17 protein-coding genes and 1 pseudogene are annotated in these 19,394 nt (G+C 72.7%); 11 read left to right on the plus strand and 7 right to left on the minus strand.

Annotated features, from left to right (window positions below; genetic code table 11):
• From E2E34_RS08490 to E2E34_RS08505, 4 genes are all read left to right on the plus strand, one after another.
• The coding region (locus E2E34_RS08490) for a cytochrome d ubiquinol oxidase subunit II (protein WP_208765181.1) at positions 1 to 221 on the plus strand (221 nt) is incomplete at its 5' end.
• A 12-nt stretch (positions 222 to 233) separates the two neighbouring features.
• Positions 234 to 3,848, plus strand: coding sequence for a thiol reductant ABC exporter subunit CydD (gene cydD, locus E2E34_RS08495; protein WP_138901298.1), 3,615 nt, complete (start codon positions 234 to 236; stop codon positions 3,846 to 3,848).
• Between the two features lie 24 nt (positions 3,849 to 3,872).
• Entirely contained in the window at positions 3,873 to 5,588 is a 1,716-nt protein-coding gene (locus tag E2E34_RS08500) for a sensor histidine kinase (RefSeq protein WP_138901299.1), read from the plus strand.
• Between the two features lie 110 nt (positions 5,589 to 5,698).
• Positions 5,699 to 6,820, plus strand: a complete 1,122-nt coding sequence (locus E2E34_RS08505) for a M23 family metallopeptidase (RefSeq protein ID WP_138901300.1) — start codon at positions 5,699 to 5,701, stop codon at positions 6,818 to 6,820.
• A 21-nt stretch (positions 6,821 to 6,841) separates the two neighbouring features.
• Here E2E34_RS08505 and E2E34_RS08510 read toward each other — a convergent pair whose 3' ends face one another.
• Positions 6,842 to 7,714, minus strand: coding sequence for an HAD family hydrolase (locus E2E34_RS08510; protein ID WP_244315572.1), 873 nt, complete (start codon positions 7,712 to 7,714; stop codon positions 6,842 to 6,844).
• 169 nt (positions 7,715 to 7,883) lie between these two features.
• Here E2E34_RS08510 and E2E34_RS08515 point away from each other — a divergent pair, with 169 nt between their 5' ends.
• Complete coding sequence (locus E2E34_RS08515; protein ID WP_138901301.1) at positions 7,884 to 8,783, plus strand: LLM class flavin-dependent oxidoreductase; 900 nt, start codon at positions 7,884 to 7,886, stop codon at positions 8,781 to 8,783.
• Positions 8,784 to 8,890: 107 nt separating this feature from the next.
• The gene (locus tag E2E34_RS08520) at positions 8,891 to 9,589 is read left to right on the plus strand and encodes a maleylpyruvate isomerase N-terminal domain-containing protein (protein ID WP_138901302.1); all 699 of its coding nucleotides are present in this window, start codon (positions 8,891 to 8,893) and stop codon (positions 9,587 to 9,589) included.
• A 15-nt stretch (positions 9,590 to 9,604) separates the two neighbouring features.
• Here E2E34_RS08520 and E2E34_RS08525 read toward each other — a convergent pair whose 3' ends face one another.
• The 5 genes and pseudogenes from E2E34_RS08525 to E2E34_RS08545 all read right to left on the minus strand — a co-directional run bounded on the left by E2E34_RS08525 (position 9,605) and on the right by E2E34_RS08545 (position 14,080).
• Positions 9,605 to 10,147, minus strand: a complete 543-nt coding sequence (locus E2E34_RS08525) for an RNA 2'-phosphotransferase (RefSeq protein WP_138901303.1) — start codon at positions 10,145 to 10,147, stop codon at positions 9,605 to 9,607.
• A 132-nt stretch (positions 10,148 to 10,279) separates the two neighbouring features.
• Positions 10,280 to 11,218 carry a MerR family transcriptional regulator gene (locus E2E34_RS08530; protein WP_138901304.1) on the minus strand — a complete coding sequence of 313 codons (939 nt, stop codon included), beginning with the start codon at positions 11,216 to 11,218 and terminating at the stop codon, positions 10,280 to 10,282.
• A 26-nt stretch (positions 11,219 to 11,244) separates the two neighbouring features.
• Positions 11,245 to 11,394 (minus strand): annotated as a pseudogene (locus E2E34_RS08535) (metal-dependent hydrolase); the annotation flags it as partial.
• A 50-nt stretch (positions 11,395 to 11,444) separates the two neighbouring features.
• Entirely contained in the window at positions 11,445 to 13,214 is a 1,770-nt protein-coding gene (locus E2E34_RS08540; RefSeq protein WP_138901305.1) for an SDR family oxidoreductase, read from the minus strand.
• Positions 13,211 to 14,080, minus strand: coding sequence for a M24 family metallopeptidase (locus E2E34_RS08545; RefSeq protein WP_138901306.1), 870 nt, complete (start codon positions 14,078 to 14,080; stop codon positions 13,211 to 13,213). Before E2E34_RS08545 ends, E2E34_RS08540 begins: the two co-directional genes overlap by 4 nt.
• Positions 14,081 to 14,307: 227 nt before the next feature.
• Between E2E34_RS08545 and E2E34_RS08550 the strand changes: the two genes are divergently transcribed.
• From E2E34_RS08550 to E2E34_RS08570, 5 genes are all read left to right on the plus strand, one after another.
• Positions 14,308 to 15,360 carry an ABC transporter ATP-binding protein gene (locus E2E34_RS08550; RefSeq protein WP_208765182.1) on the plus strand — a complete coding sequence of 351 codons (1,053 nt, stop codon included), beginning with the start codon at positions 14,308 to 14,310 and terminating at the stop codon, positions 15,358 to 15,360.
• On the plus strand, positions 15,350 to 16,258 hold the full coding sequence (locus E2E34_RS08555) for an ABC transporter permease (protein ID WP_138901307.1): 909 nt from the start codon (positions 15,350 to 15,352) through the stop codon (positions 16,256 to 16,258). Before E2E34_RS08550 ends, E2E34_RS08555 begins: the two co-directional genes overlap by 11 nt.
• Positions 16,255 to 17,166, plus strand: a complete 912-nt coding sequence (locus E2E34_RS08560; protein WP_138901308.1) for an ABC transporter ATP-binding protein — start codon at positions 16,255 to 16,257, stop codon at positions 17,164 to 17,166. The genes E2E34_RS08555 and E2E34_RS08560 overlap by 4 nt, the downstream gene beginning before the upstream one ends.
• Positions 17,167 to 17,184: 18 nt before the next feature.
• A complete protein-coding gene (locus E2E34_RS08565) occupies positions 17,185 to 17,904 on the plus strand; it encodes an ABC transporter permease (protein WP_138901323.1) in 720 nt (239 codons plus the stop codon).
• Between the two features lie 276 nt (positions 17,905 to 18,180).
• Positions 18,181 to 18,906, plus strand: coding sequence for a hypothetical protein (locus tag E2E34_RS08570; RefSeq protein ID WP_138901309.1), 726 nt, complete (start codon positions 18,181 to 18,183; stop codon positions 18,904 to 18,906).
• Positions 18,907 to 18,928: 22 nt separating this feature from the next.
• Here E2E34_RS08570 and E2E34_RS08575 read toward each other — a convergent pair whose 3' ends face one another.
• Positions 18,929 to 19,288: a DUF488 domain-containing protein gene (locus E2E34_RS08575; RefSeq protein WP_425573433.1), complete on the minus strand. Its 360-nt coding sequence runs from the start codon at positions 19,286 to 19,288 to the stop codon at positions 18,929 to 18,931.
• Positions 19,289 to 19,394 lie beyond the last annotated feature (106 nt).

Below are 19,394 nucleotides of genomic sequence, written 5' to 3' on the forward strand. Positions count from 1 at the left end.
AGATGTGTATAAGATACAGGTTCCCGAACGTCATGCCCTCCTCGCTGGACGCGACGTGGAGCCTGACGGTCACCAACGCCTCCTCCACGCCGTACACGCTGAAGATCATGACCTGGTGCGCGGGGATCGCGATGCCCGTGGTGCTGCTCTACCAGGGCTGGACGTACTGGGTGTTCCGCAAGCGGATCGGCACGCAGCACCTCGCCGACGCGCACCAGTAGGGGATGTTTCACGTGAAACCGATCGATCCGCGTCTGCTCCGGTACGCCCGTGCCACCCGCTTCTTCCTGGCCGCGGTGGTGGTCCTCGGGCTGGCCGGGGCGGGCCTGGTCGTCGCCCAGGCGATGCTCATCGCCGAAGTGGTCGTCGGCGGGTTCGAGCGGGGGCTGGACGGCGCCGCCCTGCGTACGCCGCTCCTGCTGCTGGCGGTGGTCGCGCTGGGGCGGGCCCTGGTCTCCTGGCTGACCGAACTCGCCGCGCACCGGGCGAGCGCGGCGGTCAAGTCGGAGCTGCGGGGACGGCTGCTGGAGCGGGCCGCCGCGCTCGGGCCCGGATGGCTGAGCGGACAGCGGGCCGGTTCACTGGTGGCGCTGGCGACGCGCGGCATCGACGCGCTCGACGACTACTTCTCGCGGTACCTGCCCCAGCTCGGGCTGGCCGTCGTCGTACCGGCGGCGGTGCTGGCACGGATCGTCACCGAGGACTGGATCTCGGCGGCGGTGATCGTGGGCACGCTGCCGCTCATCCCGCTCTTCATGGTCCTCATCGGGTGGGCCACCCAGGCCCGGACGGACCGGCAGTGGCGGCTGCTGTCACGGCTGTCCGGGCACTTCCTCGACGTCGTCGCCGGACTGCCGACGCTCAAGGTGTTCGGGCGGGCGAAGGCGCAGGCCGAGTCGATCCGGACGATCACGGCCGAGTACCGGCAGGCGACCATGCGCACACTGCGCATCGCCTTCCTGTCGTCGTTCGCGCTGGAGCTGCTGGCGACGCTGTCGGTGGCCCTGGTCGCCGTGGGCATCGGCATGCGGCTCGTGCACGGGGACCTCGACCTGTACACGGGGCTGGTGATCCTGGTGCTGGCCCCCGAGGCGTATCTGCCGCTGCGCCAGGTCGGAGCGCAGTACCACGCGGCGGCGGAGGGCCTGGCCGCCGCCGAGGAGATCTTCGACGTACTGGAGACGGCGCCGACGGAAACGGCGGGCGGCGGTGACGCGCCCGTGGGGACGCTGCGGGTCGAGGGGGTGACGGTCCGGCACGCGGGGCGCACCGAGGCGTCGCTGGACTCGGCGTCGCTGGTCGTGCGCGAAGGCGAGACGGTCGCGGTCGTCGGGCCGAGCGGCGTCGGCAAGAGCACGCTGCTGAACGTGCTGCTCGGGTTCGTCCCGGTGGACGGGGGACGGGTCGTCGTCGGTGACGGTCCGGGCGCGGTGGATCTGGCGGCCGTGTCGATGGAGCGGTGGCGGGAGCGGATCGCGTGGGTCCCGCAGCGGCCGTACCTCTTCGCGGGAACGGTCGCCGACAACGTACGGCTGGCGCGGCCGGACGCCGACGCGGCGGCGGTGGCGGCGGCGCTGCGGGACGCCGGGGCGTACGACTTCGTGGCGGCGCTCCCCGAGGGCGCCGAGACGCGCCTCGGGGAGGACGGCGCGGGGCTGTCGGCCGGGCAGCGCCAACGGCTCGCCCTCGCCCGGGCGTTCCTCGCCGACCGGCCGCTGCTGCTGCTGGACGAGCCGACGGCCAACCTGGACGGCGAGACGGAAGCCGGAATCGTCGACGCGGTACGGCGCCTGGCGGCGGGCCGCACGGTGGTCATGGTGGTGCACCGGCCGGCGCTGCTGGCCGCCGCGGACCGCGTGGTGGAACTCGCGCCCCCGCGCGGCGCACCGGCGGCTCCCGGCCACCCGGCCGGGGCGGGCTCCGGCGGCCCCGCGGCGGCGGGTGCGGCAGGTGGCGCGGTACGTCCGCTCCCGGAGGCGGGCGACGGGCTTCCGCACGCGGCCTCGGGGGCCGGCACCGGCGTCGCTGTTGGTGCCGTGGGGACCGCGAAGAGCGGCCCGGCGGCCGGGGGCCGGCGAGGCGTACTGGGGCGGGTCCGGGACGGGGGCCGGGAGTTCCGGGGGCGGTTGAGGCTCGCTCTGGCGCTCGGAAGTCTTGCGCTCGGCTCGGCCGTGGGACTCATGGCCGTGTCCGGGTGGCTCATCTCGCGGGCGTCCGAACAGCCCCCGGTGCTCTATCTGATGGTCGCCGTCACCGCGACCCGCGCCTTCGGCATCGGACGCGCCGTCTTCCGGTACGCCGAGCGGCTCGTCGCGCACGACGCCGTGCTGCGGATGCTCGCCGAGACGCGCGTCGCCGTGTACCGGCGGCTGGAGCGCGTCGCGCCCGCCGGGCTGCGCGAGACGCGGCGCGGTGACCTGCTGTCCCGGCTCGTCGCCGACGTCGACGCGATGCAGGACTACTGGCTGCGGTGGCTGCTGCCCGTCGGCGGCGCCGTGGTCGTGGGCGCGGGCTCCGTCGGGTTCACCGCGTGGCTGCTGCCCGAGGCCGGGGCGGTGCTGGCCGCCGGGCTGCTCGTCGCCGGGGTCGGCGTCCCGTGGCTGAGCGGGGCGTGCGCCCGGCGGGCCGAACGGCAACTGGCGCCCGCACGCGGCGTGCTGGCCGCACGGATCGTGGAACTGCTCGGCGCCGCCGCGGAGCTGACCGTCGCCGGTGCGATGAAGCGGCGTACGGCAGGGGTCGGGGAAGCCGACGCCGAGCTGACGCGGATCGCCTCCCGGGGCGCCACCGCCACCGCCCTCGGCAGCGGCCTCTCGTCACTGGCCTGCGGGCTGACCGTCGTGGCCGCCGCGCTCGCCGGAGTGCAGGCCGTGCACGACGGGCGGCTGTCCGGGGTGACCCTCGCCGTCGTCGTACTGACTCCGCTGGCCGCCTTCGAGGCCGTCACCGGACTTCCGCTCGCCGTGCGGTACCGCCGGCGCGTCGAGCGAGGCGCGGAGCGCGTGTACGAGGTGCTGGACGCGCCGACGCCGGTGCGCGAGCCGCGGACGCCCGCTGCCCGGCCCGCGTCGCCGTTCCCGCTGGAACTGCGCGGGATCGGCGCCCGGTACGCCGGGCAGGAGCACGACGCCCTGGCCGGTTTCGACCTGACGCTGGAGGCCGGCCGGCGCGTCGCCGTGGTCGGCACCTCCGGCGCCGGCAAGACGACGCTCGCCCAGGTGCTGCTGCGCTTCCTGGACGCTCGGACCGGGACGTACACGCTCGGCGGAGTGCCCGCCGCCGAGCTCGACGGCGACGACGTACGCACGCTCGTCGGGCTGTGCGCGCAGGACGCGCACCTCTTCGACAGTTCCGTACGGGAGAACCTCAAGCTGGCCAGGACCGACGCCACCGACGCGGAACTGCGCGACGCCCTCGCCGCCGCCCGGCTCCTGACCTGGGTCGACGCGCTGCCCGACGGGCTCGACACGATGGTCGGCGAACACGGCGCCCGCCTCTCCGGCGGCCAGCGCCAGCGCCTCGCGCTGGCCCGCGCCCTGCTGGCCGACTTCCCCGTGCTCGTGCTCGACGAGCCCGCCGAACACCTCGACCTGGCGACGGCGGACGCCCTGACCGCCGACCTGCTGGAGGTCACCGAGGGCCGTACGACGCTGATCATCACGCACCGGCTGCAGGGCCTGGACGCGGTGGACGAGGTGATCGTGCTGGACGACGGCTGCGCCGTACAGCGCGGCCCGTACGCGGACCTCGTGGCGGCCGAGGGCCCCCTGCGGCGGATGCTGGAGCGGGAACAGGCGGCCGAACCCCTCAAGACCGGCGGAGCCCTCGGCGCCCGACTTTCGCCGTGAAATAGGACTTATTAGGCTCGTGGCATGCCAGTGGACGACGTGCCGGACCCGAGCGACCACCTGGAAGCCGCCACGCAGGCCGCCCGCAGCCTGCGCGGCCTGTCCACCGAGCTCACCGCGCGCGTCCCCCAGCTGCTGGAGGCCATGCGGTCCGTCGGCACGGGCCTCGAACTGCACTCCACCCTCGACCGGATCTGCGAGACGGCCGCCGAGCTCGCCGACGCCCGGTACGCGGCGATCGGCGTCGTCGACGAGGAGCGCGACGGCCTCGCCGACTTCGTGACGTACGGCATGAGCGAGGAGCAGGTCGCACGGATCGGGCGGCTGCCCGACGGCCACCACGGGCTGCTCGGCGCGCTGGTCACCGACCCAGGACCGGTGCTCCTCGGAGACCTCACCGCCGATCCGCGCTTCGCCGGCTTTCCCGATCTGCACCCCACGATGCGGTCCTTCCTGGGCGTGCCCATCCGCGTACAGGGCGAGATCTTCGGCCATCTCTACCTCGCGGAGAAGCACGGCGGGGCCGGCTTCGACGACGACGACCTGCACATGGTCCGGGTGCTCGCCACCGAGGCGGGCATCGCCATCGGCAATGCCCGGCTGTACGAGGCGGCCCGGCAGCGGGAGCGCTGGATCGACGGGTCGGTCGCCGTCACCACCGCGCTGCTGTCCGGCGGTGACGCCGACGAGGCGCTCACCGTCGTCGCGGAACAGGCCCGCAGGCTGGCCGCCTCGGCCGCCGGAATCGTGCTGCTGCCCGCCGAGGGCGGCGGCCTGGAGATCGTCGCGGTGTCGGCCGACGACCCGTCCGACTCGCTCGGCGTCGTCGTCCCGCCGCGGAGCCCGATCGTCCAGCGGCTGCTCGCCGGCCAGGCGGTGTTCATCGGCGACTCGGCGAACGACCCGCGCATGATCACACGGCTGGCGCGGCAGTACGGGCCCAGCATGATGCTGCCCCTGCACAGCGGCGGCCGGGTGCTGGGCGCGCTGGCCACTCCCCGCGCGCGGGGCGCCAAGCCGTTCACGGAGGCGGAGCGGACGCTGGCCGCGCAGTTCGCCTCGCAGGCCGCGCTCGCGCTGATGATGGCGGAGACGCAGCGGGACCGGGAGCGGCTCGCGGTCTACGAGGACCGCGACCGGATCGCCCGCGACCTGCACGACCTGGTCATCCAGCGGCTGTTCGCCACCGGCCTGATGCTGGAGGGCGCGCAGCGGCGGTCCCTCGTGCCGGAGGTGCGCACGGGGGTGAGCAGGGCGGTGGACGAGCTGGACGTGACGATCCAGGAGATCCGCACGGCCATCTTCGCCCTCCAGCAGGGTCCGGCCGAGGCGCCTTCGGGGCTGCGTACGCGGGTGCTGCGGGAGATCAACATGGCGGCGGTACCGCTCGGCTTCAAGCCCGGGCACCGGTTCGTCGGCCCCGTCGACTCGCTGGTCGGCGAGTACACCGGCAAGAACCTCATCGCGGCGCTGCGCGAGGCGCTGTCGAACGCCTTCCGGCACGCGCGGGCGTCCCGGATCGAGGTCGTCCTCGACGCCACGGCCGAACTGGCGGACGGGAGCCGCGGCGTGCGGCTGTCGGTCGCGGACGACGGGGTGGGCATCCCGGAGGGCGGCCGCCGCAGCGGACTGCGCAACCTCAAGCGGCGGGCCGAATCGCTCGGCGGCACGAGCCGGTGCGAGCCGGGGCTGGGAGAGGACGGCGGGGGTACGACGGTGGTCTGGGAGGCACCGCTGTAGGAGCCGGCGGGACCCCGGGCGGGCGGCCGGTAGGCCGGATGGCGGGACGACACCCCGGTGGCACCACCTCGGTGCACGGGTTCGGGCGGTGACCGGGACACGATCCGTGGATGCGCCTCGGACCCTGCCCTCGGCTGCTCGTGCCGGTGCTGTGCGTGCTGCTGTGCCTGCCCGCGCCCGCCGCCGCGGCCGTCCTCGCCGCTCCGGACGCCGCTCCCGCAGCCCTCGCCGCTCCCGCCGGTGACGACACGGCCTTCGACGGACACTCCGGCGGGCCCTCCGACAACCCCTCCGTCGGCGCCGAGGTGGCGCGGCTGTACGAACAGGCCACCCGGGCGTCGCGGACGTACGAGGAGGGCAGGCGCGAGGCGAAGGAGCAGCGGGCGAAGGCCCTGCGCCTGGAGCGCCTGCTCGTCCACGCCCGCAACGACATCGAGATCCTGCGCGGGGACGTGGGCCGCGTCGCGCGCGCCCAGTACCGGGCCGGCGGCGGCGGGATCGCGTACACCGCGAAGCTGCTCCTCGCCGACGACCCGCAGGAACTCATGGACGGGCACCGCCTCGCCTGGCAGGCCGAACTCGCGGTGTCCCGGATGCTGGCCCGCGCCGAACGCGCCGAGCGCATGCTCGTCGAGGACGAACGACGGGCGAGCGCCGCCTGGCTCGACCTCGACGCGCGCACGGAGCAGCTGGCGTCCATCAAGCGGGCCGTCACCGCCAAGCTCGAAGACGCCCGGTGGAAGCTCCAGGGACAGGCGGACCGCAGCGTCTCGGCGGGGCGCTGCGCCGGCGCCGTACGCCTGGACGAGCAGGGGCCGCCCACCACACGGCCCTGGGTGACGCCCGTCGAGGAGTACGAGCTGTCCGCGGGCTTCGGCGGCGAGGGCGCGCGCTGGAGAAGCCGCCACACCGGGCAGGACTTCGCCGTGGACATCGGCACCCCGGTACGGGCCGTCGGCCAGGGCCGGGTCGTCTCCGTGTCCTGCGGGGGCGGCTTCGGCATCGAAGTGGTGATCGCCCACCCGGACGGCTACTACTCGCAGTACGCGCACCTGGCCGGCGTCATGGTCGACCAGGGCGAGCGGGTGCGCACCGGCCAGTGGATCGGCCAGGCCGGCACGACCGGCAACTCGTCGGGGCCGCACCTGCACTTCGAGGTGCGGCTCACCCCCCACCTGGGGTCGGGGATCGACCCCGCGCCGTGGATGCGCGAGCGCGGGGCGGGATTCTGAGCCCCCGCCCCCGCCCACCTGTCACGGCTGCCGGTCGGCCAGGATCCGCTCGATGACCACCGCGACGCCGTCGTCGTTGTTCGCGACCGTACGGCCCGACGCGGCGGCCACCACGTCCGGGTGCGCGTTGCCCATCGCGTACGACGTGCCGGCCCACGCCAGCATCTCCACGTCGTTCGGCATGTCGCCGAAGGCCACCACCTCGGCGGGCGAGATGCCGCGCTCGGCACAGCACTGCGCCAGGGTGCTGGCCTTGGACACGCCGTAGCCGCTGATCTCCAGCAGCGCGGACGGGCTGGACCGGGTGACCGACGCGCGCTGGTCCGCCGTCGCGCGGGCCAGGGTGAGGAAGTCGTCGGGGGACAGCTCGGTGTGGTGGGCGAGCAGCTTGACGACCGGGGCGCCGGAGCCGGGAGTGGCCTCCGCGAGGAGCTTCTCGGCGGTGGCCACGGTCGCACCCGGGTCGAGGAAGAACGGCGGGTACTCGGGCTCGTAGTGGATGCCGGTGGAGAGCTCGACCGCGAACGACGTGCCCGGCGCGGCGGCGCGCAGCGCCACGACGACGGCGAGCGCGTCCTCGCGGGCCAGCGGGCGGACCTGGATCAGCTCGCCGCCCGCGTGCAGGTCGACGACAGCGGCGCCGTTGGCGCAGATCGCCAGGCCGTGGCCGTGGACGTGGTCGCTGACGACGTCCATCCAGCGGGCCGGGCGGCCGGTGACGAAGAAGACCTCGATACCGGCCCGCTCGGCAGCGGCGAGCGCGGCGATCGTACGGTCCGACACGGACTTGTCGTCACGCAGCAGCGTGCCGTCCAGGTCGGTCGCGATCAGCCGCGGAGTGGTGGTGCCGGCCGGGGCCGGTCGGGCCTGCTGGGGGTCGGTCGCTGAGGTCACAGATCCATCTTCCCGTATGGAATGCACGGGCGTGCGAAGGGGCGCACATCTGAGACCCCGAAGGTGAGCGCGTGCGCCGGGGCCGGATGCCCGCCCTGCCCCGCGCGCGCCACTGCCGCGCACCTCAGGGCCCGTGGGCCGGCGGCCCGGTCACGCGTAGGGTCGGGACATGCGCCTGAGTACCGTGATACTTCCCATCCGCCGCTGGTCGCAGGGCGGCCGTGACGCCTGGCAGCGGGCCGAGCAGCTCGGCTTCCACACCGCGTACACCTACGACCACCTGTCCTGGCGGACCTTCCGCGACGGCCCCTGGTTCGGCGCCGTGCCGACCCTGACGGCGGCCGCCGGCGCCACTTCGCGCATGCGTCTGGGCACCCTCGTCACCTCGCCGAACTTCCGGCACCCGGTCACCCTCGCCAAGGACCTCATCACCCTGGACGACGTGTCCGGCGGACGCGTCACGCTGGGCATCGGCGCGGGCGGCAACGGCTTCGACGCGACTGCGCTCGGGCAGGAGCCCTGGACGCCGCGGGAGCGCGCCGACCGGTTCGGCGAGTTCCTGCCGCTGCTGGACCGGCTGCTCACCGAGCCCGCCGTTACCCACACGGGGAAGCACTACTCCGCCGACGAGGCCCGCAACATCCCGGGCTGTGTGCAGCGGCCCCGGCTGCCCTTCGCGGTCGCCGCGACCGGCCCGCGCGGGCTGAGGCTCGCCGCCCGGTACGGGCAGGCCTGGGTGACCACGGGCGACCCGAAGCTGTTCGAGTCCGGTACGCCGGCCGAGTCGCTGGAGGCCATCCGCGGGCAGATCACCAAGCTGGGGGCGGCCTGCGCCGAGATCGACAGGGACGCCGCGGAGCTCGACAAGATCCTGCTCACCGGGTTCACCCCGGAGCGGAGCGGTCCGCTGCAGTCCCTCGACGCATTCGTCGACTTCGCCGGCCGGCACTTCGCCCTCGGCTTCACCGAGATCGTGCTGCACGCCCCGATCCCCGACTCGGACTTCGCGGCCGACGAGAAGGTCTTCGAGCAGATCGCCACGGAGGGGCTGGCGCAGCTGGGTTCCTGACGCCGGGGGCGGCCGGAGCCGCGCTCCGGTGGCCGGCGCCGCGGCCGGGCCCGGCGAGTGCGGGCGTTTCGCGCCGTAGATCATCCGCGCTGCCTAGGCTGTCCCGTATGAACGGGGAAACGGTTCTGGCGGCCTTCAGGGCCGAGTCGCAGCGCCTGTACGAGAAGGTCTGCTCGCTGCCCGAAGGGGAGTGGGACCGGCCGAGCCCGTGCGCTCCCTGGACCGTGCGCGAGGTGTTCGCCCACCTGACGACCGCCGTGGGCCGGGTCGGGAGCATGCTGGCGGAGCCCGAGCCGCGGCCGTCGGGGGTACTGGTGACGGCTGCCGGCTACTACGCCCCGGACGAGCGCTTCTCGCCCGGCGCCAACGGCACGCGGGTCGGGGCGGCCCAGGAGACGGCGGCCGCGTACGACGACGGCCGGGCCCTGGCCGAACACTTCGACGCCGTCTGGCGTGCCGTCGCCGCCTCCTGCGCGAAGGAGCCGCCGGAGCGGCTGGTCCGTACCCGGCACGGCGATCCGATGCTGCTGTCGGACTTCCTCGTCACCCGGGTCGTCGAGGTGTGCGTGCACGGTTTCGACGTGGCCGCGGGGCTCGGCTGCCGGCCGTGGCCGACCGGCGAGGCGGCGGACGTGGTGGCGCGGCTGCTGCTGGACGGGGAGCCGTACGACAGGCCGGTCACGGTGGCGGGAGCCGGCTGGGACCGTACGACGTTCCTGCGCAAGGCGACCGGGCGGCTGCCGATGACCGAGGCCGAACGCGCGGCTGCCGAGCGGTACGGCCTGCGCCGCCTGACGCTGGGCTGAGGCCGGCCGCCCGCCTCACCCGGGGAAGCGCAGGTACTGGGGCGGCACGGACGCGGTGAGCCAGACGCCGTTGGCGCTGACCCGGAACACGTGGCCGGCCCGGTGCATGGCCCCGGCGTCCACGCTGAGCACGACGGGTGCGCCGCGCCGGGCGCCTACGCGGGTGGCGGTCTCGCGGTCGGGCGAGAGGTGGACGTCGTGGCGGGCCATGGGACGCAGTCCCTCCGCTCGGACGGCTTCCAGGCTGCGGGCTGTGGTGCCGTGGTAGAGGTACGCCGGAGGCTCGGCCTCCGGGAGCCCGAGGTCGACGTCGACCGTGTGCCCCTGGCTGGCGCGGATCCGAGGACCGTCGACCGCGAAGCGCTGCTTGTCGTTGGAGGCGACGACGTGGTCGAGCTCGGCGCGGGTGATCGGGAAGCCGTGCGCGGCCGCGGCCCGCAGCAGCGTGTCGATCTCCACCCAGCCATGGGGGTCGAGCGTGATGCCGATGCGGCCGGGCTGGTGTCGCAGGTGTTTCGAGAGGTACTTCGACACCTTCGTGGTGCGTCTTTCGTCCATCGCGTCAGAGTGCCCGGCGAGACGAGCGTCACGCCACTCATTTGGCCGACGAGGTTTGATCCACAACCAACTCAGCTTTTCCACAAGGCATTTGGCGGCTCTGTGGACAACCGAGCTTGCTTATCAGCCGGGTTAACCAACTCCGCCCTGTGCGTGCCGGTTTGCGGCGAGTGCGTCCAAGGTCCGTGCCCGTACTTCCCGTTCGGTCGCCGCAGCGACGAAGGCGGCGGCGCTGGCCGGGCCAACCAGGGCGCACACCGCGCTCATTGTCTCCTCGGGGAGCGTGACCGTGGCGGGCCCGGAACCGGTGGCGACCGGCTCGGCGGCCCCCAGATGCCGCTGGAGGTGCCGGGTCGCGAACAACCGCATGGCACGGGCGAGTTCCGCGTCGACCGTCTGCTGGGCGAGCGGCCGCAGCCGCCTTACGAGCGCCGCCGCCTCCGTCGCGTCCGCGTCCGTGGGAGGGGTGTGGCCGAGGTAGCGGGCGAAGACGTGCTCAGTCGTGAACTCCAGGAAGCGGGCGGCGATGTGCTCCACCTGTCCGCGAAGTTCCCGCAGATGACCGGAGATCGCGGGCAGCGGGACGCCCGCTGCGTGCAACTCGACGGCCACGGCCAGCTCTTGGGGCGACGGCACCAGGAACTCGTCGTCCCGTCCCGGTACGCGCTCCAGCACCCCGAGTTCCACCGCCTCCTCGACCGCGTCGTCGTCGGGCCTGCCGCCGAACCGCTCGTCCAGCTCGGCGCGCGAGATCCGGTCCGCCTCCTCGTCCGTCCACGGCCCGCTGACCTCGGTGACGAGCCCGAGCACCCCGCCGAGGCCCTTCCCCGCGTCCCACGCCTCCAGCAGTTCCTTGATGCTGGCCAGGGTGTAGCCGCGGTCGAGGAGCCCGGCGATCTGGTCGAGGCGGGCCAGATGCGTGTCGCCGTACACATTGGACCGGCCGCGCCGCTCGGGCCTGGGCAGCAGGCCCCGGTCCTGGTAGGCGCGGATCGTACGGACCGTCGCGCCGCTGAGGTGCGCGAGGTCCTCGATCCGGTATTCGGCCGCCGGCTGCCCGCAACCGCTCACGCCTTCACTCCCTCACCCGTCCCCGCCTACGACAGCGCCGCCCGTCCCACCGCCCCCGCCGCGGCGCGGGCCGCCGGAGAGGTCGCCAGGTAAGCGACGGCCCTGCGCAGCGAGCTTTCCTGGGAGGGATGGTACGGCCGCCGGATGGAGCGCGGTATCGCGGAGCCCGGCTCGCGCCGGTCGAAGGAGACCGGGCGAGGGGTGATGGCGTACGGCCCGTCGGTGCTCACAGCGGCGGCTCCATCCGGGCGATCGCGCGCAGCGCCTTCGGAGCGAAGCGCGAGAGGAGGCGGGCGCCGCGCGCCTCGGGCGTCACCGGCACGACCGCCTGGTTGCGTACGACGGCCTTCAGGACCGCGTCGGCGACCTTCTCCGGCGGGTAGTTGCGCAGCCCGTACAGGCGTGAGGACTTTTGCTGCCTGCGCTTCTCCTCTTCCGCCGAGACCCCGGCGAACCGTGCGGTCGCGGTGATGTTCGTGTTGACCAGTCCGGGGCAGATCGCGCTGACCCCGATGCCCCGGCCGGCGAGCTCGGCCCGCAGGCACTCGCTCAGCATCAGCACCGCCGCCTTCGACGTGCTGTAGGCGGGCAGGGCCCTCGACGGCTGGTACGCGGCCGCCGAGGCGGTGTTGACGATGTGGCCGCCCTGGCCGCGGTCGGCCATCTGCTTCCCGAAGAGACGGCAGCCGTGGATGACGCCCCACAGGTTGACGTCCAGGACCTTCTTCCAGTCCTCGGGCGTGGTGTCGAGGAAGGACCCCGACAGGCCGATGCCGGCGTTGTTGACCAGTACGTCGACGACTCCGTACTCGGTGGCGACCTTCTCGGCGAGCTTCTCCATCGCCTGCTCGTCACTGACGTCGACCGTCTCCGCCCAGGCGTCCGGCGCCCCGATGAGCCGCGCCATCTCCGCCGTACGGGCCGCGCCCTCCGCGTCCCGGTCCACCGCCACGATCCGCGCCCCCGCCTCGGCGAACGCGTAGGCGGTGGCCCGGCCGATGCCGCCGGCCGCCCCCGTGACCAGGACGAGCTGCCCGCCGAACCGGTCGGCGTGCGGACCGCTCGCCGCCGTGTCCCGGGGCGCGACTCCGGCGGCGGTGTCCTCGGTGGCCGTGACGAAGTCGCCGATCCACGCGGCCAGCTGGTCGGGCCTGGTGCGCGGCACCCAGTGCTTGGCGGGCAGCGAGCGCCGCACGAGCCGCGGGGCCCACTGCTCCAGGTCGTCGTACAGCCGCTCCGAGAGGAACGCGTCGCCGGTGGGCGTGATCAGCTGCACGGGGGCATGGGCGTACGCGTCGGCGCGCGGCCTGCGCAGCCGGGCGCGGACGTTGTCCCGGTAGAGCCAGGCGCCGTGGGCCGCGTCCTGCGGCAGCGACGCCGTCGGGTAGTCACCGGCCGGCACCTTCTCCACCCGCTGAAGGATCTTGGGCCACTGCCTGCCGAGAGGCCCGCGCCAGGCCAGCTCCGGCAGCACCGGGGTGTGCAGCATGTACACGTACCAGGACTTGGCGCCCTGGCCGAGGAGCTGGGCGGCCCGGCGGGGGGTCGGCCGGGTCGCCCGCTTCTTGATCCAGTGCCCGAAGTGGTCGAGGGAGGGGCCGGACATCGAGGTGAAGGAGGCGATCCTGCCCTCGGTGCGCCTGACCGTCACGAACTCCCAGGCCTGCACGGACCCCCAGTCGTGCCCGACGAGGTGCACCGGCTCGTCCGGGCTCACCGCGTCCGCGACCGCGAGGAAGTCGTCCGTCAGCTTCTCCAGGGTGAACCCTCCGCGCAGCGGCTGGGGCGCCGTGGACCTGCCGTGGCCGCGTACGTCGTACAGCACCACGTGGAAGTGCGCGGCGAGCCGGGACGCGACGTCGGCCCACACCTCCTTGCTGTCCGGGTAGCCGTGCACCAGGAGGACGGTGGGCCGCGCCGGGTCGCCCAGTTCGGCGACGCACAGCTCGACTCCGCCGGTACGCACCCACCGCTCGGTGGCCTGCTCGATACTCACGCCGACTTCTCCTCTGCCCAGCGCCGCACGTGCGGCAGATCGTCGTCGAGCCAGAACGCGCTCTGCTCGGGGTCCTTGGAGTCCGTCACCACCAGGATCTCCTCGAATTTCGCACCCGTCCCCCGGAACCCGAGGTGCGGTTCGACCGCCCACAGGCCCGGCCGCGGTGGATGGTCGGAGAAGGTGTACGGGCTCCACAACGGCGACCAGCCGTCGCGGTGTCCGTGCAGGGCGTCGCCCGCCAGCCCTTTGAGCGCCTGCGTGCCGAACCCGAAGAGACGCGGCGACCAGCGCCGCTCCTTCACCTGGCCGACCTTGTGGGCGATGACGCCGAAGGGGTACGCGCGGTGCCGGTTGGCGTATCCCTGGCGGGTCATGAGCCGCTCGACGTCCTCGTATATCTCCCGCAGCGGCCGCCGCTCGCGCACCTCGCGCAGGATCAGCTCGCGGTGCGGTTCGAGATCGGCGAGGAGCTTGTCGTGCACGGGGTTGAGGCCGAGGCATCCCGAGTAGCCGATGTCGGCCGTGAAGCCCTGGTGCACCGGGGCCATGTCGAGGATGAACGGCATCCCCGCCTCCAGCCGCCGGTTGGTGGGGAAGAACTGGAGCGGCACCCGGAAGCCGACGAAGGCCGTGCGGTCCCCGAACCACGCGAAGGGCAGGTGGAACCAGTCGGCGACCCCGCGCTCGCGCAGCCAATAGCGCTGCATCCGCGCCGCCTCGCGTTCCGTCACTCCCGGCTTGAGCTGGGCGGCGACGGCTTCCGCACAGGCATAGGCGAGGCGCTGCACCTCCCGGAACCCCCGCAACCGCGCGGTGAGTTCGCCCTGCGACGCGGAGACTGCTGAGACTGCTGCTGAGGTCATGCCACCTGTCCGTCCCGTGTTGCGGTACGCGGTCGTAACTTGACACTGATGAATGTGACAATGCTTGGCGGCGGCGTCAAGAGGTCTGCGTTACCTGTGGAAACCCGGGCGGGGAAACGGGCCGGCGGAAGCGGTGTGCCCCTACGGGCCCGTACGCCTTGAGTCGGACACCGATCCAGCCGCCTGGTCTGACGCGGGCTGTGCCGTGCGCCACTACCTTCGAGAACGTGACTGTGATCGCGACCGAAAGCCTGAGCAAGCGGTTCCCGAGGGTGACCGCTCTTGACCGGCTCTCGTTGGACATCGGACCCGGTGTGACCGGCCTGGTGGGCGCCAACGGAGCCGGCAAGTCCACCTTGATCAAGATCCTGCTGGGGCTGTCCCCCGCCACGGAGGGCACGGCCGCCGTGCTCGGCCTGGACGTCGCCACCAGCGGCGGGGCCATCCGCGAGCAGGTCGGCTACATGCCCGAGCACGACGCGCTGCCACCGGACGTCTCGGCCACCGAGTTCGTCGTCCACATGGCACGCATGTCGGGGCTCCCGCCGACCGCCGCCCGTGAACGCACCGCCGACACCCTGCGCCACGTCGGGCTGTACGAGGAGCGCTACCGCCCCATCGGCGGCTACTCGACCGGCATGAAGCAGCGCGTGAAGCTGGCCCAGGCCCTGGTCCACGACCCGAAGCTGGTCCTCCTCGACGAGCCGACCAACGGCCTCGACCCGGTCGGCCGCGACGAGATGCTCGGCCTCATCCGCCGCGTCTTCACCGACTTCGGCATCTCGGTGCTGGTCACGTCGCACCTGCTCGGCGAGCTGGAGCGCACCTGCGACCACGTCGTCGTGATTGACGGCGGCAAGCTGCTGCGGTCCAGCTCCACGAGCGACTTCACCCAGACCACCGCCACCCTCGCCGTCGAGGTGACGGACAGCGACACCCACCCCGACGGCACCCGCGCCGTGCGCGAGGCCCTGACCGCCGCGGGAGCGAAGCTGCACGCGCGCGTGGAGGACGGTCTGCCCGGGGCGGGCCACATCCTGCTCGTCGAAGCGACCGGCGAGGAGACGTACGACCTGGTGCGCGACACCGTCGCCGACCTGGGGATCGGGCTCGTGCGGATGGAACAGCGCCGCCACCACATCGCGGAGGTCTTCCGCACGGCCGACGCGGCCGACGCGGCCGCCGCCGAAGCCGCCCCTGAACCCGCCGCCGTACAGCCCGCACAGCACGCCGCACAGCACGCCGTGCAGCAGAAGGGAGGCGGCCGCGATGCCGGCTGAGCTCACGACACCGCAGGGCACCGACCCGACCCGTATCCACAACATCGGCTACCGGTCGTACGACGGCCCCCGCCTCGGCCGGTCCTACGCCCGCCGCTCGCTCTTCTCGCAGTCCCTGCGCGGGGCCTACGGACTGGGCCGCAGCGCCAAGTCCAAGGTCCTGCCGATGATCCTCTTCGCGGTGATGTGCCTGGTCGCGGCGATCATCGTCGCGGTCGCCGTGGCCGGGCCCGGCATGACCGACCTGCCGGTGAAGTACACCCGGTACGCCATCGTCATGCAGGCCGTCATCGGGCTGTACCTCGCCTCGCAGGCCCCGCAGTCCGTCTCGCGCGACCTGCGCTTCAAGACCGTCCCGCTGTACTTCTCCCGCCCCATCGAGCGGGTCGACTACGTCCTCGCCAAGTACGCGGCGATGGCCTCGGCCCTCTTCGTCCTCACGGCGACCCCACTGGTGATCCTCTACGCCGGCGCGCTGCTCGCCGAATTCGACTTCGCGGACCAGACGAAGGCGTTCGCACAGGGGCTGGTCTCCGTGGCACTGCTGTCCGTCCTCTTCGCCGGCATCGGCCTGGTGATGGCCGCCCTCACCCCGCGCCGCGGCTTCGGCGTGGCCGCCGTCATCGCCGTACTGACCATCTCGTACGGCGCGGTGTCCACGGTCCAGGTGATCGCCTGGGAGCAGGGCTCCACCGGGGCGGTCGAGTGGCTCGGCCTGTTCTCCCCCCTGACGCTCGTCGACGGCGTGCAGACCGCCTTCCTCGGCGCCACCTCCGCCTTCCCCGGAGGCGAAGGCCCCTCGGCCGGCAGTGGCGTGGTCTACCTGCTCGCCGTCCTCGCGCTCATCGTCGGCTCGTACGCCGTGCTGATGCGCCGCTACCGAAAGGTCGGGCTGTGACCACCATCGACATCGACCACACCTCGCGCTGGTTCGGCAACGTGGTGGCGGTCAACGACATCACGATGCGCGTCGGCCCCGGCGTGACCGGCCTGCTCGGCCCCAACGGCGCCGGCAAGTCCACCCTGATCAACATGATGGGCGGCTTCCTCGCCCCCTCGACCGGCACCGTCACCCTCGACGGGAAGCCGATCTGGCGCAACGAGTCGGTCTACAAGGAGATCGGGATCGTCCCCGAGCGGGAGGCGATGTACGACTTCCTCACGGGCCGCGAATTCGTCGTCGCCAACGCCGAGCTGCACGGCCTGACCGCCGGTGCGGCGCAACAGGCGCTCGCCACCGTCGAGATGGAGTACGCGCAGGACCGCAAGATCGCGACGTACAGCAAGGGCATGCGCCAGCGCGTGAAGATGGCGTCCGCCCTCGTGCACAACCCGTCGGTGCTGCTCCTGGACGAGCCGTTCAACGGCATGGACCCGCGACAGCGCATGCAGCTGATGGAACTGCTGCGGCGGATGGGCGCGGAGGGGCGTACGGTCCTCTTCTCCTCCCACATTCTGGAGGAGGTCGAACAGCTCGCCTCGCACATCGAGGTGATCGTGGCCGGACGGCACGCCGCCTCCGGCGACTTCCGCAAGATCCGCCGCCTGATGACGGACCGCCCGCACCGCTATCTCGTACGGTCCAGCGACGACCGCGCGCTCGCGGCCGCGCTCATCGCGGACCCGTCGACAGCGGGCATCGAGGTGGACCTGGCGGAAGGCGCGCTGCGTATCCAGGCCGTCGACTTCGGCCGGTTCACCGCGCTGCTGCCGCAGGTCGCCCGCGCGCACGGCATCCGGCTCCTGACGGTCTCGCCCTCCGACGAGTCGCTCGAATCGGTCTTCTCCTACCTCGTAGCGGCCTGAAAGGAGCTTGCAGCGATGATCTACGAACCCACAGTCGCCCGGCTCACCTACCGGGCCCTCCTCGGCCGCCGCAGGGCCGCCATCCTCTTCGTCCTGCCGGCCCTGCTGATCGCCATCTCGGCGGCGGTGCGGCTGCTCACGGGCGCGGACGACCAGATCGCGTCCGACGTCCTGGGCGGTTTCGCGATCGCCACGATGGTCCCGCTGATCGGCGTGATCGCGGGCACCGGGGCGATCGGACCGGAGATCGACGACGGCTCGATCGTCTATCTGCTCGCCAAGCCGGTGAAGCGGTCCACGATCATCTTCACCAAGCTGATCGTCGCGATCGCGGTGACGATGGCCTTCTCCGCGATCCCCACCTTCGTCGCGGGGCTGATCCTCAACGGCAACGGCGGGCAGATCGCCATCGCGTACACGGTCGCGGCGCTGGTCGCCTCGGTCGCGTACAGCGCGATCTTCCTGCTGCTCGGTACGGTCAGCCGCCACGCGGTGGTCTTCGGCCTCGTCTACGCGCTGGTTTGGGAGACGCTCTTCGGCAGCCTCGTCCCGGGCGCGCGCACGCTCAGCGTCCAGCAGTGGGCGCTGTCCCTGGCCGAGCGCATCGGCGAGAACGGCACCATCACCTCGGACGTGGCCCTGCCCACGGCCACGATCCTGCTGGCGCTGGTGACGGTGGCGGCGACCTGGTACGCGGGCCAGAAGCTGCGCACGCTCAAGCTCGCGGGCGAGGAGTAACCCAGACAAGCGGAACACTGCCGTCCGTCAACCCCCGCCCGGTGGGCGGGGGTTGACGCGTTTCCGCGTAACTGTACGTTTATCGGCTCGTTGTTCCCTCTGCGTGGAGGCAACTGGAATCTGATACGTCGAGCGTTCGTGAAGTCGGGGATTGCCGGTGCCGGAAGTGATCCGGGCCGGTCACCAGAGCGAGTAGCCACCTTGAGCGTCCTCCGCCCCCAAGAGCCCGGGGACAGGGCCGTCCATCACCGGCTTTCACGAACGGAAGGCATCCTCATGCCCTCAGAAGTCACCCTGCTCGAATCGCGCACCCTGCGCGACGAGCATCTGGTGCGCGTCGACGTCCTGGACAAGGTCAAGGCGCTTGTCATGCTCCCGGACGGAATTCACGTTCGCACAGAGGACGTGGCCCGGTACTTCGAAGTATCCACAGTCACGCTGAGGAGGCTCACGGACCGGCATCACGAGGAGTTCACCGCAAACGGCATGCGCACCCTCCGGGGCGCTGACCTGCGGTCCTTCCATAGCGACATGATGTCGCTATGGAAGACCCAGGGGGCGGGAAGTTATCCACAGGCCGCTACCCAGCTGCGACTCTTCACCCGCCGCACCGTCCTCAACGCGGCGATGCTTCTTCGCGACAGCGACATCGCCCGGTGCGTCCGTACGTACCTCCTCGACGCCGAGGAGAACGGCTGGCGCGCGGGTTACGCCTCGCTCGACCGGCGCGTCACCACGGTGGAGACCCACCTCGACACCGTGGGGCGCGCGCTCCAGGAACTGGGGCCGGTCATCAGCGGGATCTCGGTACGGCTGGACCGGCTCGACCGGCGCCTCGACGCCACGAACCAGGTGGTCGGCGCCCTGAGCAACCGGCTCTGCGACCTCTCCGACCACATGCGGCGCATGGAGGACCGCATCGACCGCAGGCTCGACGACGTCTCCCACCGGCTGAGCGCCCTTGAGCGCGGGCAGCGCGGAAAGCGGCCCAAGCGCCGCTGACGAACGGCCGCCGCCGGGGACCTCAGCCCAGCAACAGGCGCCGCAGTACGGCGGTGTGGCTGCGGTCCGGGTCCTTGGCGGCGGTCAGCAGAGTGATCCGGCCGGCCTCGGTGAGCGTCCGTACGCCGTCCAGGGCCGCTGCCGCCTCCGGGGCCGCGAGTTCGGACTCGTACCGGCGGGCGAACTCCTCGAAGTCGCCGGCAGAGGCGTGGTACCAGCGGCGCAGTTCCGTCGAGGGAGTCAGGTCCTTCGGCCACGCGTCGACCCGCGCCGCCTCCTTGCTCAGGCCGCGCGGCCACAGGCGGTCCACCAGGACCCGCGTACCGTCGTCGGCCGACGGCGGCTCGTACACCCTGCGCACACGTACATCGGGTTCGGTCACGGGGTCCAGCCTGCTACACCTTCCGGTCGCGCGCCGCGAACAGGGCCACCACCAGGGCCGCCGCGCACACCCCCGGCATCAGGGCGATCGGCACCGTTCAGCTTCC

The sequence above is a fragment of the Streptomyces albidochromogenes genome (assembly GCF_005981925.1).
Classification (GTDB): Bacteria; Actinomycetota; Actinomycetes; order Streptomycetales; family Streptomycetaceae; genus Streptomyces; species Streptomyces albidochromogenes.

Coding starts and splice junctions, on each gene's coding strand:
- E2E34_RS08500 (WP_138901299.1), top strand. CDS start 3,873: ATGCCAGTGGACGACGTGCCGGACCCGAGCGACCACCTGGAAGCCGCC.
- E2E34_RS08505 (WP_138901300.1), top strand. CDS start 5,699: ATGCGCCTCGGACCCTGCCCTCGGCTGCTCGTGCCGGTGCTGTGCGTG.
- E2E34_RS08515 (WP_138901301.1), top strand. CDS start 7,884: ATGCGCCTGAGTACCGTGATACTTCCCATCCGCCGCTGGTCGCAGGGC.
- E2E34_RS08520 (WP_138901302.1), top strand. CDS start 8,891: ATGAACGGGGAAACGGTTCTGGCGGCCTTCAGGGCCGAGTCGCAGCGC.
- E2E34_RS08525 (WP_138901303.1), bottom strand. CDS start 10,147: ATGGACGAAAGACGCACCACGAAGGTGTCGAAGTACCTCTCGAAACAC.
- E2E34_RS08545 (WP_138901306.1), bottom strand. CDS start 14,080: ATGACCTCAGCAGCAGTCTCAGCAGTCTCCGCGTCGCAGGGCGAACTC.
- E2E34_RS08555 (WP_138901307.1), top strand. CDS start 15,350: ATGCCGGCTGAGCTCACGACACCGCAGGGCACCGACCCGACCCGTATC.
- E2E34_RS08570 (WP_138901309.1), top strand. CDS start 18,181: ATGCCCTCAGAAGTCACCCTGCTCGAATCGCGCACCCTGCGCGACGAG.